Consider the following 15,941-nt stretch of genomic DNA (forward strand, 5'->3'; position numbering starts at 1 on the left):
ATTAATCTCGCATAGTGTTTTACCCATTTGGCGGTAGATTAACGAGGAATGGAGCAAAGATGATAGGTAAATTAATGATTAGAGTAAATATACGAATTATTAAGGTCTTTCTGATAGCCGCTTCAGTGTTTGGCTCAATGTCTGCGAGTGCCAACAAAGTAATTTCAACGCCCGGTAAAGCTGCGGTGGTGGTGACACAAGGCGGTCAACAGCAACGAGTTTGTTATTACGATGACAAGGCTTATAGCATTGGGGCAGTGTTAGAGGTGGGGGGCGTAGTGATTCAGTGCGCTGCAGAAAACGATTTTGAGCAAAATGGGTCACTGGCTTGGGTTCAATTAAAAAAAGACGAGTAATTCACTCGTCTTTTAATAAGCATATAAATGCTTATATTAACGCGCTAGAGAGCGAGTCTTAAGTTCAAAAATAATCTTCTCAGCGCTAACTTCAAATTTAAAGCGAGCGTGCAACTCTGTGCTTTCTTCAGTCATCTCTGATGCTTCGAACTCAACGTTGCTAGACACTTGTTTAGCAAGTTCAACATACTTAGCAAACTCAGCTTCAATCAGTGCTTTTGAGTTTCCGTAAACCGTTACTTCAGCAACATCGTCGCCTTCTTTAATGATGAACCCGATTTCGCCTGCACAGCCGCAAGCCTCACATACATCGTTGTTACCAATATCTTGGCTCATAAATAATCCTCTTACAAAGTCTGAGGTTATTCTAACGAGCAATTTGAACTGTATCTACAAAAATTAAAACCTTTGAACTAATTTATACTGGTATGCTATGTTGTTTGTTAAGGTGTTTGATGAATATCTATATTCGCGCCGCCAAATATGTATGTGATTTACCTCACGTTTTGTTGAAGAGGAATGTTATTAATATGTCAGAATATCATTCACTTAGTTGCGCCAGAAATGATTTTATAAGACTATCTATCGCTTGATAGGTATTTATACAATGAATTTTTCGTTGGGTATTTCATATTCTAAGTAGTTATTTAAACTTATCGACTTAGGATTGTAAGGTGATTTTCGAAGAATAATTAGACAAAGTGTCCAAAGAGGCATCACTGTAAAATTGTTCGTACATAGTATTTGTGTGAATTTAGTTATAAATACTTGCGAAAAAATACCTTGCTCACATAATGCTGATAACGATTTTCATTCTGACTTCATTTGATTGAGTTAGATGGATTTACAAAGAGAAGAGCCTGAATATGCCAAAGCGTAGTAAAGAAGATACAGAAATCACGATCCAGAAAATCATGGATGCCGTTGTAGACCAGCTACTAAGATTGGGTTACGACAAGATGTCATACACGACGTTGAGTCAACAAACGGGTGTTTCTCGTACAGGTATAAGTCATCACTTTCCAAAGAAAACGGATTTTACTGCTGCTCTAGACGGTCGTATTTTCAAGATGTTCGTGGAACACATTGACTTCGAAAATGGCCTTGACGCATTTTCAGCTAGCTGGGTTGCAGCACTTGAAGACGCTGAGTTCCTAGCAATCTTACGTTTACTTTTCCATCATATCGTTACTGCTGAGAGCGCGCATGAGTTCGCTGCAAACGGTATTGATCGTCTATACAAGCTGACTGAAACTCAGTTTGGCGATACTAGCGGTAAAGAACTAGAGTGGTTGATTGGTAAATCATTGATTCGTATGAGCCAATAATCAGCACTCAATAAAAGAAGCTCCTGCGGGGGCTTTTTTTGTGCCTGCCGTTTCACTTCTTGTGCGTTTTTCTCTCAATCCCACACCGATGTTGCTGTTTGCTGAATGATGTTATTTCTTTTCTTTTTATATGCTTACGCCCGCGGCTTGTTTTTCTCTTCAGTGTTAAAAGCTAAGTAACCCTAACAAGTAGAGTTCATTTCTAGAGCCTCAAATGCTCAAGGTGAGTCGTTTTGGTGCTTGCTGTTGTGGTTGTTAATAAAATTGAGTTTAAGCCGAGAGAGTGGCTGTGAGCCAATAAAAAGCCCCGAACAAATCGAGGCTTAGGATTACGTCATTGTTATCAAGAACGAATACTCAAAACGAGTCGCTCCTTAATCGGACTTATTGTGCGGGGTGAACCTGAGGGAAGCTCATGGTTGGGTGTTTTTCTACGATACTTTTGTAACCATACACATCTTCTATCATCGAAGGTTTCAGTGCATCCCAAGGCTTGCCATCACACACCAAATTGCCATCTTTCAATACCACCAATCGATCGGAATACTGCGCGGCTAAGTTGAGATCATGCAAAACCACGATAACCGCGGCATTGTGGTTATCGGCTAATTCTCTCGCAATCTTTAAGGTGTTGTGCTGGTGGGCAAGATCCAGTGCAGAGGTTGGTTCATCAAGCATCAAAATACATTGGTCACCAGAGTGGTGAAGCTGAGTTAATACTCGAGCCAAGTGCACTCGCTGCTTTTCACCGCCTGATAGTGAAGGGTAAAGCCTTTCACTCAGGTGAGTCACATCAGCAACATCCATTTTTTGGCTAGCAATGCTAGTTAGTTTTTTGTTGGATTCTTGCAGAGGAATCCCACCAAGCTCGACAACTTCATGTGCCAAGAATGGGAAGGTCAAGGTGCTGTGTTGAGGAAGCATAGCAAGGTGCTTAGCTAACTTGTGAGAAGGCCACTTGTCTTTGCTGTGTCCAAAATACTGGATATCGCCGTTGCTTGATATCTCTTGGCATAAAGCTTTAAGCAGCGTGCTTTTACCTGCGCCATTTGGTCCAAGCAGTGTAGTTACCTTTCCCGCTTCAATCTCAATAGAAACGCCATCTAATATCACTTTACTGCCGAACTTCACTTCGATATCGGTCGCTTTTAAAGCTGAAGGAAACATTAAAGGATTCTCCCTTTCTGTTGAAATAGTAGATATAAGAAGAATGGGGCGCCGATAATCGCAGTGACAATACCAACAGGAAGTTCAGCCGGAGCAAGTACCACACGTGAGAACATGTCTGCGGCGGTTAGCAGCAGTGCGCCTAGTACCGCTGATAGTGGCAACAGAACTCGGTGGTCAGGGCCTGCCAACATGCGACCTAAATGTGGGATAACCAATCCAATAAAACCAACCATGCCAGACAGGCTAACTGTGATACCAACGCCCGCAGCCGTCAGTAGAATCAGCTTTCGTTTCAGCTTTTGAACTGGGATACCAAGGTGTTGCGCTTCTGACTCGCCCAGTAATAGAGCATTTAGAGACATCGCTTGGCGGTAGAAAACAACAAACAAGCCAACGAGCGTGACAGCTGCCAGCAAAATTCCTGACCACTTAGCGCCCGCCAATGAACCCATCGACCACAATGAAAGATCGCGCAGCATTTGGTCATCAGCAATGAAATTCAAGAAGCCAATACCTGCGCCAGAGAGCGCACTGATCGCCACACCCGCCAACAACATGATGGTGACAGAGGTGCCGAATTTACCTGTACCCAGCTTATACACCAGCAGCGTGGTTAAAGCGCCGCCAAGAAAAGCGAACACAGGAACCGCAGCAAAGTTCATGAAAGCAGGGTATTGAAGCGATAGCTCAGAGAACAAAACGATAGCCAGTGCAGCACCTAATGCTGCGCCCGCAGACACACCTATGATGCCAGGTTCTGCAAGTGGGTTTCGAAACAAACCCTGCATCACTGCACCACACAAGGCGAGGATCGCACCAATCAGCATGCACAAGATGGTTCTAGGTAAGCGAATCTCTTGAATCACTAAATTGATGTGTGGGGCTAAATCATTGTTTGGTTGGAGTAAGCTCGCTGCACTGTCAGCTAAGCTAATGTTCATTGGCCCAACGGTAATTGAGAACAGTGCGACGAAGGCTAGGGTAGCCCCTAGGCCTAACATCGATGTTTTCAGTGGGACGGATCGTAACAACATAAAGGGCCTCAATGTCCGTCACTAACTTCAATATCCATCACCAACATTGCGAAAGTAGGCTGGTGATGGGCATTGAACTAGCAACAGTAAAAATAGGGTAGTCGCGTTATAGCGGGTAGATAAGTTATAGCGGATAGATAAGAGCGTTTAATCGCTTAGCTTCTGAAAGGCTCTCGAGACCAAGTCCGCCAACCAAAGCACTGCCATTTACGGTAATGATTTGCTTGTTCATACCTGCAGGCGTTGCCGCTAACATAGGTAGCGATTTCAGGATGGCATCAGCACCGCCCATTTTTTGGTAGCTACGACCACTGACTAAAATCACATCTGGCTGCATTTCTACCAGTGATTCCATCGACAGTGGCTTGTAAGACGTTAGGCTTTGAGCTGCAGGGTTGATACCGCCAGCTAACTCGATGATTGCGTTTGGCGAAGTTTCACCGCCAGCAACGTTCGCAGGGCGACCTTCGTGCAGCAACAGGAAAAGTACTTTCTTCGCTTCGTTACTTGGTACCTGGTTCGCTTTCAGTGCTGCAATCTTCTGATTTACTTCAGCTTTAACTTGCTGCGAGTGCGCTTCGGTATGGGTAATCTTGGCGATTTGGTCAATACGCTTTAACAGCCCTTCAACATTTGCTTCGGTGTTGACGATCTCTACATCGACGCCTGCCGATTTTAATTGAGAGATAGCGTTGTCTGGTCCCATTTCATCCGAGCCAATCAATGTGGTTGGTTCTAGGGCAAGTAAGCCTTCCGCAGACAGGTTTCGGTGATAACCAATCTTTGGCAGGTTTTCTCCTTGAGGGAAGTGGCTGGTCACATCAATCGCGACTAACTGCTCTTCGGCACCTAATGCCAAAACCAATTCAGTAACGGCACTGCCAGCACTGATGATTCGAGGTTGTTCAGCGTCGTTGGCCATTGCGGGTGCGCTAAGTGCCAGGCTGATTGCAGCTAATGAAAGAAGAGGTGTCTTGGTCGTTAATTTATTGAGCACGTTTAAGTTGTTCATAATAAGTTCTTTATATTTTCTTTTTGTATCGCGAAGATACTCAGTGAGCAGTCCGTTCGCATTGTGAGTTCGAATCGATAGAGAGGCTTAGTCTGCTTGTTTAGTTTTATCAACCAGAAGCCAAACCTCGTGAAAATTGAGTGTCGCTCTAGCCATCGTCCGTGAGCAATTGAGTCGCTGGTATTCCGTTCTCTTGAAGGAATGAAAGCAACTTCACTAGGTTCTCCACGTTAGCGGCTTTATCTGCGCCAATGATGATCGGTTTTTTATCCGTTGAACCAGTCTCTTCTAACAGGGCAATCTTGAAATTTTCCCAGTCGATGTATTCTTGGCCGTTAATTGCCCAGTAGGGTTCGCGGTCTAAAATATTGACGCTAATCGAATCCTTGTGGACTTCAGAAACGTTTTTGACATCCGAGCTTGGCAGCTCAACTTCCAGTGACTCCAGCTTTACTGATGCCGTAAGCAATAGAAAAACCATCACGATAAAAATGATGTCGAGCAGCGGTGTTAAGTCTGGCGCTAGGCTCTGTGTGTGAGATGAGTGGGGCGTTTTAATCATGCTTGACTCACATCACCGATAGAGGTTTTGTTGATAGGCCTACCTTGAGTATCATCAGACTGATTGGTTTGAATCGACATGCCTTCTAGCCACACATTCACATAGTTCAATGTATGCTCCAATTGAGCCAGCACTCGATCGGCCCATAGCCCTAGTAGCTGAGCACCAGAGATCGCAGGCAGTGCAATCATCAAACCTGCAGCTGTGGTTCTCATTGCTAAGCCAAGGCCGTCAGCTAGATCATTTGGTGTAATACTTCCGGTGGTAGCAGCTACACCTTTGAACATCTCAATAAGACCAAGCACCGTACCAAGCAAGCCAATTAGTGGACTGATCACGCCGATTAAACCAAGCAACCTTAAACCTGCATGCAGCTGGTGGCGTTTTTCTTGTAGCCAAATGCCTGCTGCATCTTCACGTAGTCCTTTCGAAAAAGAGTGGTGAGCAAGTAACATCGAGACGCCCTTGTACAGCAGCGGTCTTTTCCCTGAAATAGACTGAGCAAGCGCTTCAATCTCTTTGCTGTTGGTTGGTGATATTTGATTGAGTTCGCGACGAATGGCGCGTTTGCCAACACCAATGCTTAACATCACTTGGAAGACACGTTCAGCGATGATCATTGCGGTTAATGCTGAACAGATAAGAAGAGGCCAAGTCATTAAGCCAAGTTGATCTTGTAAGTAACTGATTTGTTGCATGATTATTCCAACCTAAAACGAACAGGTAGTTGTACTCGGTGAGCAATCGCTCGACCATTGACAGTGTGGGGTGAGAACTTCCATTTTTTAATGGCGTCTAAAGCGGCGTTGTCGAGTATTAGTACGCCTGATGAATTTACTAATGCTTGCTTAATTTGTTTGCCTTCCGCGTCTAACCAGACCTCGTAAATTGCGACCCCTTCAATACCACGACGTCTTGCCTGTCGAGGGTAAGTCGGGGGAGTCGGGGGAGCTGAAAACGAAGGCTTAGTGACTAGCACAGGCTCTTGGTTTGATACGCCTTGGTTTACTTCCTGAGGTTGGTTGGCAGACTCGGCCAGGTTTCTATCGACTTTCTTGTCGGCCAGTTTTTCTGGTTGAGGCGTTGGTTTGGACTTTGGTTCTGGGCGTTCTTTCTTAACGACCTTTTTCTGAGTCACTGGTTTCTTTTGAACCGGCTTCTTCTCAACTTTCTTCTCAACTTTCTTTTCAACAACCTTTTTCTCTACTTTCTTGGGTTGAGGCTTATTGGTGATCGCTTTTTTCTTTGGCGTCGGTTTGGCTTGCTTTGGCTCAATGGCCTTGGGTTCGACAGGTTTAGGTTCAGCTTGTGAGACCGTTTCTTTGATTGGTTCTGGTTCAACCGGCTCCGTGATGGTTTTTTGTTGAGCTGGAGAAGGCGCGCTCTTGGGAGTGAAGTTGATCGATACCGTGTTCGATTGGCTACCTGCAGGCATCGCGAATACTTTGGATTCTTGAGCAACAAATAATAGCGCCGCATGAATCACTAACGATGCACCGCCTGCAATAACATATCTAGGAACGTTCACACTCAATCCTTTACCAAATCCAAAATCTGTATCGGATTATTGCTTAGAATCTAAATAAGATCAATTATCAATTGCATTATCATTTGCGTCTATTTATGATTATTTCAGTTTTAGCGAATAGTCTTCCAGACTTTGCTATGTAAGTGTTTAGAGAGATTATATGAGTCTTAATATCTATAAGTATGACGAATCAATCTTGGGTGTTTCTAGCCCTGATCCGCTTCGTTTTGCGTTTGCTAAAAAGCATTCTGCCCATGCCGGAGGAAGTTCAATTCCGGTCGACCCCAGTAAGAAGTTAGAACTCTTTGACGAACTGATGCTGAGTGAAGGGAAAAAACAGGATAAGCGTTGCTTGTATATCCACATTCCTTTTTGTCGCGTGCGTTGTACGTTCTGCAATTTCTTCCAAAATGCCGCAAGCCGTAAATTAGTGGATGAGTATTTCGATGCACTGATGGTCGAGCTAAAGCAGAAAGCCAAAACACCTTGGGCTCAGTCTGGACTATTTCACGCTGTCTATATTGGTGGCGGAACACCCACCGATTTGTCACCTCAACAAGTTGAGCAGCTTGGTAAAGCCATTCGTCAATATTTCCCACTAGCAAACGACGTGGAAATGACCTTGGAAGGACGCATCAATCGCTTTGGCGACGAGATGTTTGATCGTGCGCTTGAAGGTGGCTTCAATCGTTTCTCATTCGGTATTCAAAGTTTCAATACTCAGGTTCGACGCAGTGCTAAGCGCTTGGATGACCGAGAAGTGGTGTTGGAACGTATCAGTTCATTGAGCCGCACTGAACAAGCTCCGATCGTTCTTGATTTGTTATACGGATTACCGCACCAGTCTATGGAAGTGTTCCAACAAGATTTAGAAGACTACATGTCTACTGGCGCACACGGCATTGACCTCTACCAACTGATCGTTTCGGGCAATGCTCCTATGCTTAATCTCGTTGAGAAAGGAAAAATCCCACCACCGGCCAATACGCCAGATAAGGCGAGTATGTATTTGGCGGGTGTTGAGTTCATGGCAAAAAATAAAGTGAAGCAACTGAGCGTGAATCACTGGACTCGTGATAATAGAGAACGCAGCATTTACAACAGCTTAGCGAAAACTTATGCCGAAGTTCTACCCATTGGTTGTGGCGCTGGTGGCAACATCGGTGGTCATGGTGTGATGCAGCATCGAACTTTAGACAGCTACATGGAGTCTATAAAGCAAGGTCAATTGCCTATCGCCATGATGACCAAGCAAAGCTCATTGGAGCCAAGCTTCTCTTCATTGAAGGCAGGTTTTGATTCTGGTGTTGTTAGAAGAAGCACATTACCGACCTTTATGGGACAAGACACGTTCGACTACCTAAAGCCTTTGTTCGTGCATTGGGAAAAGAACGGTTTAGTTGAGCTTTCGGAAGATTATTTGAGCCTGACTATCGCGGGTAGTTTTTGGGCGGTAAGCCTAGCGCAGAGTGTAATTCAAGTGCTTAACGCTGAATACCAAGCTATGCATCCAGCGCCTAAAGCATCAGGTTCGGGCGTTCACCCGCATGCAAGCTTGAAGCACGCTTAATATCGAATTTTTAGTTTATAACTTACGTAAATTACTCGTTTATACGGAACATATTCAATGACAGATACAACATTAGAAATGACAGAAACTCTAGAACAGCGCGTAGCTCTAATTTTAGAAGAAGAGCCAAAACTACTTCCAACAGCAATTGCTGAGAAGCTAGGCGTTTCAGAAGTTGAAGTGGTTGCTGCTTTTCCAAACGACATGGCGGTAATGCTAGATGGCAGCCGTGCTCAAGAGATTCTAGAAGGTTTGGTTGGTTGGGGCCCGGTGACCACAATTATGCATTCATTTGGCTCAATCTTCGAAGTAAAGGCGCCGTTCCCTAAAGGCAAAGTAGCACGTGGTTACTACAACCTAATGGGCAAAGAAGGCGAGCTTCATGGTCACCTGAAACTCGACAACGTTAAACAAATCGGTTTGGTGAGCAAGGCGTTCATGGGTCGTGAAAGTCATTACTTCGGTTTCTTCAGTGAAACGGGCGAGAACATTTTTAAGATCTACCTAGGCCGCAATGAAAAGCGTGAGCTTATTGCCGACCAAGTAGAACGCTTCAAAGCGCTAAAAGAACAAGCTTAAGTACAGTCAATAGTAAATAATCAGCAGCAATCTTACATAGGGTTGCCAACTGGCTTAAACAAGATATCAATGCTCGAGGATCGTTTAGTTCGCTCATGATCGCTCAACCTCGGGCAAAAAATAATAAATCAGAGAAAGTGAAGAAAGGAATTACCCATGGAACAGCAAGTAAAACAAGAACGTCTACAAGGTCGCCTAGGTCCAGAAATTAAAGAGTTTCGCCAAGAGCGCCGTACCCTTCAACTTGCAACGGTTGATGAAGAAGGTCGCCCGAACGTAAGTTACGCGCCTTTCGTTCAGAACCAAGAAGGTTACTTTGTTCTAATTTCTGATATTGCTCGTCATGCTCGTAACTTGAAAGCGAACCCTCAAGTCTCTTTGATGATGATTGAAGATGAAGAGAGCTCGAAGCAGCTTTACGCACGTAAGCGTTTAACGTTTGATGCTCAAGCAAGTGTTGTTGAGCGTGAAACCGAACTTTGGACTCAAGTGATTGGCCAGATGCAAGAGCGTTTTGGTGAAATCATTGATGGTTTGAGCCAACTTCAAGACTTCTCTCTATTCAACCTTAAAGCAGAGAATGGCCTATTCGTTAAAGGCTTTGGTCAGGCATACCAAGTGTCGGGTGACGACCTAGTAGATTTCGTTCACCTGCAAGAAGGCCACAAAAAAGTGTCTAACGAGTAATCTCGTTTAACCGATTTCTTCAGGAGCCCTCCAATGTGAGGGCTTTTTTATGTCTAAATCAAAGAGTTTGGTATATTGGCGTTTGATGACTATTTATGTGTAAGGATCGGTACGTGAAACCAGTAAGTCGAGATTGGGACGAGTTCTGTTACCCATTTATCTATGAAGACAGCCCTATCTGTGATTTTGAGATTTTGTCGGATGAACTTTGTTGCCGAGTTGGATTGGTGTTGTCTTTAGAGCTAGAGCCTCAGGTTCGTGAGATCCTGCAACGCTTGCAGCCAAACATCTACCATTTGAATGGTTCTGTGCGCGGTAAGCTTGCCATCACCGAATCTGAATTGGTCGAGCTCAAGCAAGATTATCATCGTATCCGTGAGCAGTTAGAAGGGGGGGTTAAAGGCTTTGTCTTACCCGGTGGACACCGAGTGTCTAGTGAACTTCACTTGTGTCGTTGTCAGGCTAAGAAAGTTGTGCGAGCTTTGGTGAGTATTGAACATCATGAAAGCAAAAAGTCGCCAGACCCGATTCTTTTTAAATACGCCAACCTAGTCGCGAACACTCTCTATGCATTGGCCTCTTTTACCAATCATGTGAATGAAGTCGAGGAAGTGGAATTTGTGAGTAAGAGCTACTTTATGCCGAAAAAGTCTATGCCAGAAAACAAAGACTAACGGTTAGCTCTATTCTTATTAAGATTTGAAGAAAGAAGAGACTAAGAAGCTAAACCATTGAGCACTATGCCAGGTTTAGCTTCTATAACAGAGCCTAAGCAGCCGTAGAGGCGCCGTTTAAGACTTTTGCTCCGCGTAGCATAGCTTCGATTAATTCACCCGCGTTGAACTTCTCAAGCGCTTCATGCGCCCCCACCTGATTAGCACGGTCGACACAGATCTCACTGGACAGTGAGGTATGCAAAATACAGTAAGCGTGACTTAAAGCGCTGTCATTTTGTACTTCAAACGCAAGCTCATAGCCATCGAGTCCAGGCATCTCAATATCACTCACGAGTAGATCAATTGCATTGCCAGCGCTGGCTTGGCGACGCATTAGATCGATCGCATCTAAGCCGTTATTACAAATGCTGTAAGGGATGTTGATGCTGTCTAAGGCATCTGATAGCTGTTTCCGCGCGATTAAAGAGTCATCAACCAATAAGATATTCAGCGCTTTGAGACGCTCCCTTTCTACATCGGTCAGCATTGGAATATGTGCGTTTTCATAAGCCGGGTAGATCTTAGAAAGTAATAACTCCACGTCGAGCATTTGCACGATACGATCTTCAAAACGTGTAATACCCGTCACAAACACATTACGACCGACACTGGTGGGTGGAGATTCAATGCTCTTCCAGTCGCATTCAATGATTTTATCAATTGAACGAACCAAGAACGCCACAACTGTTCTCAAACAGTCAGTAACGATGAGTACACAATCTTGGTATTCAGCGGGTGTTATCGGACGGAAGCCAATCGCAGCGGACATATCAATCACAGGAACTGTAAGGTCGCGGATAGTCACTGTACCAATCACGTGATGATGGGAGTAGGGGATCTGAGTCATCGGCTGAAAAGGGACGATTTCTCTGACCTTAAGCGTGCCAATCGCAAAACTTTGAGTGAGGGACAACTTGAACATCAACATTCCCTGTGACTGACTCGCTTTACTGATCGGTTTGGCCATAAGTGGCTCCTACTTAATACGCGCTTAATTTATAAGGATTAATTTAAAGGGAAATGGAAGCCGCAGCAAGTCGCGATGCGGTTTTTAATGGCCTTTAAGGCAGTTGTTTTCGGTTATAGAGTGAAGAATAGCGGTTCTTGGGTTAAAATCACGCTAAATACTCGCTGTCGATGGTTAGTCGACAAGCAGACAGCAACAAACTGAGAATTATCATGGCAAGAACAGCAGCAGCGCTTCATATTCTGGTGAAGCATAAAGAACTAGCAGAAGACATCATGACGCAGCTTAAAAAGGGCGCTAAATTTCAAACGCTAGCGAAGAAACATTCAACCTGTCCATCTGGTAAAAAGGGCGGCGACCTAGGTGAGTTCAAAAAAGGTCAAATGGTGCCTCAGTTTGATAAGGTTTGTTTCTCTGGCGAGACGCTTGTACCACACCTTGTGAAAACAAAATTTGGCTGGCACGTCGTGAAGGTTCTTTACAGAACTTAGTTATAAATATGTGTTAGATTGAATAAAGGGAGCGTATATACGCTCCTTTTTTGTGACTTTTGTGCGCGTTTTAAAGCACTACGGTTGAGTGTTCATCCCAGACGTTATGCGATAATTGGTGCTACGCCCTCAACCATCCACCGTGAGTAATTGGTAGGAGGAGGAGGGTTTTTAATGAGTAACTCATATAATAAATGCCATTCTTGAGGAAATTTATTGCAGCTTTGCCTTTTAGCCTTTGCCTTTTCTAAAAAGCTGTAAACGAGTTTGGTAGGAGAACAACATGGAGAGTTCAGCTATGTTAAGCAAACCAGCGACAGATGTCATATTGCATGCCTTTGACTGGTGCTACGCTGACGTAATGAAGAACGCCCCACTGATCCAAGAGTTGGGTTATAAATCTGTTTTAGTATCACCGGCGATGAAATCGCTGCGCGGCCCTAAAGGTTGCGATCGAAATTCTGGCACTCAATGGTGGCAACGCTATCAGCCCCAAGACTATCGTGTGATCGATAATCAGTTGGGTGACACACAAGATTTTAAAGCGATGGTCGACACGTTAAAGCGACATGGGCTTCGTACTTATGTGGATGTGGTGTTTAACCACATGGCCAACGAATCGGGTATCCGCGGTGATCTAACGTATCCCAATCAGCAAGACATGGCGTCTTATCAAAAAGATGCTGACTATTATGAATCCATACGTTTGTTTGGTGACCTTTCTGAGCCTCTTTTTGATGAGAACGACTTCGTGGAAGCGTTTGGTATCAAGAACTGGAAAGACACGTGGGAAGTGCAAAACGGGCGTATTACCGGTGGCGCCAGCGATCCTGGCCTGCCAACGCTACTCGATAACGATAATGTGGTGGCACAACAAAGAGCCTACCTAAAAGCACTGAAAGAGATTGGTGTGAAAGGATTTCGCATTGATGCGGCAAAGCATATGACACTGGCACACCTACGCAAGGTGTGGACGGATGACATCTGCGAAGAAATGCACATCTTCGGTGAGATCATTACCGATGGCGGCGCGACAGAAGAAGAGTATGAGCTGTTCCTTGAGCCTTATCTTAAACACACTCGCTTAGGCGCTTACGATTTCCCGTTGTTCAACACCATCTTCAAAGCATTTGAAGAGCAGGGCAGCTTTAAGTCTTTGATTAACCCATACTGTTTTGGTCAGGCTCTGTCGAATATGCGAGCGATCACGTTTGCGGTCACTCATGATATTCCCAATAACGAGGTGTTTTTGGAGCATGTGATGGATGAAGTGGATGAGCGATTGGCTCATGCTTTCATTCTTGGTCGAGACGGCGGTGTGCCGCTTGTTTACAGTGAACTGAGCACCAGCGGTATTCTGGACAAGAGCGGTCAGCCCCGTTGGCTTAACGACTGGCAAGCGCCTTACATGAAAAGCATGATTCAATTCCATAACCATGTTCATGGCGAAGCGATGCGTGTGGTTGAAGCGAATGATGATTTGTTGGTGTTTGTCCGTGGCGATAAAGGCATTGTGGTGATCAACAAGTCGAAGCGAAGCAAAACAGCCTCATTAAATTGGACTGGTGCGGTAACCGATTTACTGTCGGATGATGTGTTTGAATGTGTTGGTAAGGATTTAACCATCAAGGTGGAATCGAACCAATGCATGATGTTAACGACGAATGAATTGAAGCCTGTCACGAGTTAACTTGGATAGACTAGAAAGAGAAGCCCCGCTTACTGGCAATCAGTAATCGGGGCTTTTTATTTTAAGCTATTGCTCGGTAACTAAACCAAATGGCGACTCAGCCAAACCTTGGTTAAACCGTAAACTTATTCAATAGCTCGTCTTGTTGGCGAACATTGTCAGTTTGCTGCTGCATTGCGGTATTCGCTTCTTGGGCCGCTGTTGATACTTGTGTTGAAAGGTCTTTGATCTTAACAGTGTTGTTATTGATCTCTTCCGCTACTAAGCTCTGCTCTTCTGCCGCTGAAGCAATCTGGATGTTCATATCTGAGATGCGTTGAATCGCGTCACGGATACGGTCAAGTGAAGAGTTCGCTTGCTGAGCGCGTTCAACGGCGTCAGTGGCTGTGTCTTTACTTTGGTTCATCGCGTTCGATACTGAGCTTGCACCCGCTTGGAGCTGCTCGATCATGTTGCGGATTTCCGTAGTTGATTCTTGAGTACGTTGTGCCAGAGTACGAACTTCATCGGCAACGACTGCGAAACCACGGCCTGATTCACCAGCACGCGCCGCTTCAATAGCCGCATTCAATGCCAGTAGGTTGGTTTGGTCTGCAATATCGTTGATTACTTTTAGAATTGTTTCGATGTTGGCTGTTGCTGATTCAAGTACTTGTACTTCGGCAACCGCTTGGTCGATACGTGCTGAAAGGTTATCAATCGCTTGAGTGGTGTCACTTACGACAGATGTGCCGTCTAGCGTTGCTTCGTCTGCTTCACGGGCTGCCGCTGCTGCGCCTTGAGCATTGTTTGCAACTTCAGTTGCAGTCACCGCCATCTCGTTCATTGCAGTCGCTAACTGTTCAAGCTCTTCCAGTTGGGTATTCATCGCTTTCGCTGATTCGCCTGCACCTTTAACCGTGATTTCAGTACCACGCTTAATTTCAACACCAATCGCTTTCGATTGAATGATCTGATTTTGCAGGTTTTCAGTAAAGGTGTTGAAACCTTTCGCTAGGTCAGAGAACTCTTGGTCTGTGTTGGTATCTAGGCGCTTAGTTAAATCACCTTGACCGCTCGCCACATCTTGAATGGCTTGGTTAAGCGCATCCAGTGGACGCATTAACACACGAATCAGAACAGTCAGTGCAATGATGCTGAGAATAACTGCAATCAACGAGTAGATCATTGAGCTGTTCTTCAATTCTTCAACGGTTTGGAACGCGATCTCTTCATCGAGGATTGCACCTATATACCAATCTTCACTAGGGATGTGGGTGAAATTAACTAGGAACATTTTGCCGTCGACTTCAATTTCTTGAGAGCCTTCACGAATAGTCGCTTGTGGCATGTAGCTTGATAGCGTTTCACCGTTGTTTTTCGCATTTGGGTGAGCAATCGTGGTGCCGTCGGCTGTTACTAGGAACAGGTAACCCGCATCAAACAAGTTCACTTGGTTGACCAAGGTAGCAAGGTTCGTCAATTCTAGGTCGTAGAACATACCCGCAGTAAAGCGGCCGTTGTCTTTAACTGGAGTACCTACTGATATGATGACTTTCTTACTTGATGCATCCACATAAGGAGCGGTAACAACTAAACTGTTTTTGGATTTAGCATCAATGTACCAAGGACGAATTCGTGGGTCGTAGTCTGGACCGGCATCCCAACCATCATCATTTTCAATAACGAAACCGTTTGCTTCATAACCAAAACCAACCGCTAGGAAGCTGTTTTTAAGCTTTGGCTTTTCTAAGATTTCTTTAACGTAAGCGCGATCTTCAGGGTTGATCTCGATGACTTCAGTCGTCGATTGAGCCAACGCTTTCTTGGCGTTCATCTCCGATACGACGGTATTTTTCACGCCCGAGACCATCTCTTTCAGGCTCGCATTGACGTGGTTTTCTACTGCACTTCTTACAGTGTAAAGTTGTTGTATTGAAAGCAATGATACTGTCACTAGCAGCAAGGCTGATGATGCAGCAACCACCTTATGGCTAAATTTCATTGAGTTTTCCCCTTCTCACAGGCTTTGCGAAGACTAAAGTTAATCGTGTTTTTGTAATTATATATATCGACTCGATTGAGTTTTACTTGAATGTATTTTCACAAAATAGACTACAAAAATACAACAACCTAAACAATACAAAATTCACTAAAGCGCATATTTGTTACTTTTAGTATTTGGTTCAATGAGTTGGGGAATGGGGCTAGACGGAGTTTAAGGAGGAATTAAGAATCTATTAATTTGATGGTTATGCGCTCAGTTTTCTAT

General features: G+C 44.6%; 17 protein-coding genes. 8 read left to right on the forward strand and 9 right to left on the reverse strand.

The window, feature by feature from the left end:
* Window positions 1-59: 59 nt before the first annotated feature.
* Window positions 60-356, forward strand: coding sequence for a YnjH family protein (locus AB4307_RS17190; protein WP_017067955.1), 297 nt, complete (start codon window positions 60-62; stop codon window positions 354-356).
* Window positions 357-392: 36 nt separating this feature from the next.
* Here AB4307_RS17190 and AB4307_RS17195 read toward each other — a convergent pair whose 3' ends face one another.
* Window positions 393-692: a YfcZ/YiiS family protein gene (locus AB4307_RS17195; RefSeq protein WP_017062761.1), complete on the reverse strand. Its 300-nt coding sequence runs from the start codon at window positions 690-692 to the stop codon at window positions 393-395.
* 530 nt (window positions 693-1,222) lie between these two features.
* Here AB4307_RS17195 and AB4307_RS17200 point away from each other — a divergent pair.
* Window positions 1,223-1,684, forward strand: a complete 462-nt coding sequence (locus AB4307_RS17200; RefSeq protein WP_017062760.1) for a TetR/AcrR family transcriptional regulator — start codon at window positions 1,223-1,225, stop codon at window positions 1,682-1,684.
* 384 nt (window positions 1,685-2,068) lie between these two features.
* On the opposite strand, the gene AB4307_RS17205 is transcribed toward AB4307_RS17200, so the two are convergent.
* From AB4307_RS17205 to AB4307_RS17230, 6 genes are all read right to left on the reverse strand, one after another.
* Entirely contained in the window at window positions 2,069-2,851 is a 783-nt protein-coding gene (locus AB4307_RS17205; RefSeq protein WP_050620596.1) for a heme ABC transporter ATP-binding protein, read from the reverse strand.
* On the reverse strand, window positions 2,851-3,888 hold the full coding sequence (locus AB4307_RS17210) for a FecCD family ABC transporter permease (protein ID WP_372132724.1): 1,038 nt from the start codon (window positions 3,886-3,888) through the stop codon (window positions 2,851-2,853). Before AB4307_RS17210 ends, AB4307_RS17205 begins: the two co-directional genes overlap by 1 nt.
* 124 nt (window positions 3,889-4,012) lie before the next feature.
* On the reverse strand, window positions 4,013-4,900 hold the full coding sequence (locus tag AB4307_RS17215; protein WP_372132727.1) for a heme/hemin ABC transporter substrate-binding protein: 888 nt from the start codon (window positions 4,898-4,900) through the stop codon (window positions 4,013-4,015).
* A 148-nt stretch (window positions 4,901-5,048) separates the two neighbouring features.
* Complete coding sequence (locus AB4307_RS17220; RefSeq protein WP_017062756.1) at window positions 5,049-5,462, reverse strand: ExbD/TolR family protein; 414 nt, start codon at window positions 5,460-5,462, stop codon at window positions 5,049-5,051.
* Window positions 5,459-6,160: a MotA/TolQ/ExbB proton channel family protein gene (locus tag AB4307_RS17225; RefSeq protein WP_372132730.1), complete on the reverse strand. Its 702-nt coding sequence runs from the start codon at window positions 6,158-6,160 to the stop codon at window positions 5,459-5,461. The genes AB4307_RS17220 and AB4307_RS17225 overlap by 4 nt, the downstream gene beginning before the upstream one ends.
* Window positions 6,161-6,162: 2 nt before the next feature.
* Window positions 6,163-6,990, reverse strand: coding sequence for an energy transducer TonB (locus AB4307_RS17230; protein ID WP_372132733.1), 828 nt, complete (start codon window positions 6,988-6,990; stop codon window positions 6,163-6,165).
* Between the two features lie 160 nt (window positions 6,991-7,150).
* Between AB4307_RS17230 and hutW the strand changes: the two genes are divergently transcribed.
* The 4 genes from hutW to AB4307_RS17250 all read left to right on the forward strand — a co-directional run bounded on the left by hutW (window position 7,151) and on the right by AB4307_RS17250 (window position 10,500).
* On the forward strand, window positions 7,151-8,560 hold the full coding sequence (gene hutW / locus AB4307_RS17235) for a heme anaerobic degradation radical SAM methyltransferase ChuW/HutW (RefSeq protein ID WP_372132735.1): 1,410 nt from the start codon (window positions 7,151-7,153) through the stop codon (window positions 8,558-8,560).
* 57 nt (window positions 8,561-8,617) lie between these two features.
* Window positions 8,618-9,139 carry a heme utilization cystosolic carrier protein HutX gene (gene hutX / locus AB4307_RS17240; RefSeq protein ID WP_102481887.1) on the forward strand — a complete coding sequence of 174 codons (522 nt, stop codon included), beginning with the start codon at window positions 8,618-8,620 and terminating at the stop codon, window positions 9,137-9,139.
* A gap of 156 nt (window positions 9,140-9,295) precedes the next feature.
* A complete protein-coding gene (gene hutZ, locus AB4307_RS17245; protein WP_004731858.1) occupies window positions 9,296-9,826 on the forward strand; it encodes a heme utilization protein HutZ in 531 nt (176 codons plus the stop codon).
* Window positions 9,827-9,939: 113 nt separating this feature from the next.
* Complete coding sequence (locus AB4307_RS17250; protein WP_372132738.1) at window positions 9,940-10,500, forward strand: ATP:cob(I)alamin adenosyltransferase; 561 nt, start codon at window positions 9,940-9,942, stop codon at window positions 10,498-10,500.
* 94 nt (window positions 10,501-10,594) lie between these two features.
* Here the strand turns inward: AB4307_RS17250 and AB4307_RS17255 are convergent, their stop codons facing one another.
* A complete protein-coding gene (locus AB4307_RS17255; RefSeq protein WP_017062751.1) occupies window positions 10,595-11,509 on the reverse strand; it encodes a chemotaxis protein in 915 nt (304 codons plus the stop codon).
* A gap of 170 nt (window positions 11,510-11,679) precedes the next feature.
* On the opposite strand from AB4307_RS17255, the gene ppiC reads away from it, so the two are divergent.
* Together ppiC and AB4307_RS17265 are read left to right on the forward strand one after the other, a co-directional pair.
* Entirely contained in the window at window positions 11,680-12,000 is a 321-nt protein-coding gene (gene ppiC / locus AB4307_RS17260; RefSeq protein ID WP_017630085.1) for a peptidylprolyl isomerase PpiC, read from the forward strand.
* Window positions 12,001-12,283: 283 nt separating this feature from the next.
* On the forward strand, window positions 12,284-13,690 hold the full coding sequence (locus AB4307_RS17265) for an alpha-amylase family glycosyl hydrolase (protein WP_017062749.1): 1,407 nt from the start codon (window positions 12,284-12,286) through the stop codon (window positions 13,688-13,690).
* A gap of 112 nt (window positions 13,691-13,802) precedes the next feature.
* Here AB4307_RS17265 and AB4307_RS17270 read toward each other — a convergent pair whose 3' ends face one another.
* Window positions 13,803-15,674 (reverse strand): methyl-accepting chemotaxis protein, encoded by a 1,872-nt coding sequence (locus AB4307_RS17270; RefSeq protein WP_017062748.1) that lies wholly within the window; start codon window positions 15,672-15,674, stop codon window positions 13,803-13,805.
* Between the last annotated feature and the right edge of the window lie 267 nt (window positions 15,675-15,941).

It is taken from the genome of Vibrio sp. 10N.261.52.C2, from assembly GCF_041471425.1.
Classification (GTDB): Bacteria; Pseudomonadota; Gammaproteobacteria; order Enterobacterales; family Vibrionaceae; genus Vibrio; species Vibrio crassostreae_C.

Excerpts from the sequence above, each read along its gene's own strand:
- ppiC (WP_017630085.1), top strand. The coding sequence starts at position 11,680 with ATGGTTAGTCGACAAGCAGACAGCAACAAACTGAGAATTATCATGGCA.
- hutW (WP_372132735.1), top strand. The coding sequence starts at position 7,151 with ATGAGTCTTAATATCTATAAGTATGACGAATCAATCTTGGGTGTTTCT.
- hutZ (WP_004731858.1), top strand. The coding sequence starts at position 9,296 with ATGGAACAGCAAGTAAAACAAGAACGTCTACAAGGTCGCCTAGGTCCA.
- AB4307_RS17225 (WP_372132730.1), bottom strand. The coding sequence starts at position 6,160 with ATGCAACAAATCAGTTACTTACAAGATCAACTTGGCTTAATGACTTGG.
- AB4307_RS17255 (WP_017062751.1), bottom strand. The coding sequence starts at position 11,509 with ATGGCCAAACCGATCAGTAAAGCGAGTCAGTCACAGGGAATGTTGATG.
- AB4307_RS17265 (WP_017062749.1), top strand. The coding sequence starts at position 12,284 with ATGGAGAGTTCAGCTATGTTAAGCAAACCAGCGACAGATGTCATATTG.
- AB4307_RS17195 (WP_017062761.1), bottom strand. The coding sequence starts at position 692 with ATGAGCCAAGATATTGGTAACAACGATGTATGTGAGGCTTGCGGCTGT.
- AB4307_RS17210 (WP_372132724.1), bottom strand. The coding sequence starts at position 3,888 with ATGTTGTTACGATCCGTCCCACTGAAAACATCGATGTTAGGCCTAGGG.
- AB4307_RS17190 (WP_017067955.1), top strand. The coding sequence starts at position 60 with ATGATAGGTAAATTAATGATTAGAGTAAATATACGAATTATTAAGGTC.
- AB4307_RS17215 (WP_372132727.1), bottom strand. The coding sequence starts at position 4,900 with ATGAACAACTTAAACGTGCTCAATAAATTAACGACCAAGACACCTCTT.
- AB4307_RS17200 (WP_017062760.1), top strand. The coding sequence starts at position 1,223 with ATGCCAAAGCGTAGTAAAGAAGATACAGAAATCACGATCCAGAAAATC.
- AB4307_RS17220 (WP_017062756.1), bottom strand. The coding sequence starts at position 5,462 with ATGATTAAAACGCCCCACTCATCTCACACACAGAGCCTAGCGCCAGAC.
- AB4307_RS17205 (WP_050620596.1), bottom strand. The coding sequence starts at position 2,851 with ATGTTTCCTTCAGCTTTAAAAGCGACCGATATCGAAGTGAAGTTCGGC.
- hutX (WP_102481887.1), top strand. The coding sequence starts at position 8,618 with ATGACAGATACAACATTAGAAATGACAGAAACTCTAGAACAGCGCGTA.
- AB4307_RS17270 (WP_017062748.1), bottom strand. The coding sequence starts at position 15,674 with ATGAAATTTAGCCATAAGGTGGTTGCTGCATCATCAGCCTTGCTGCTA.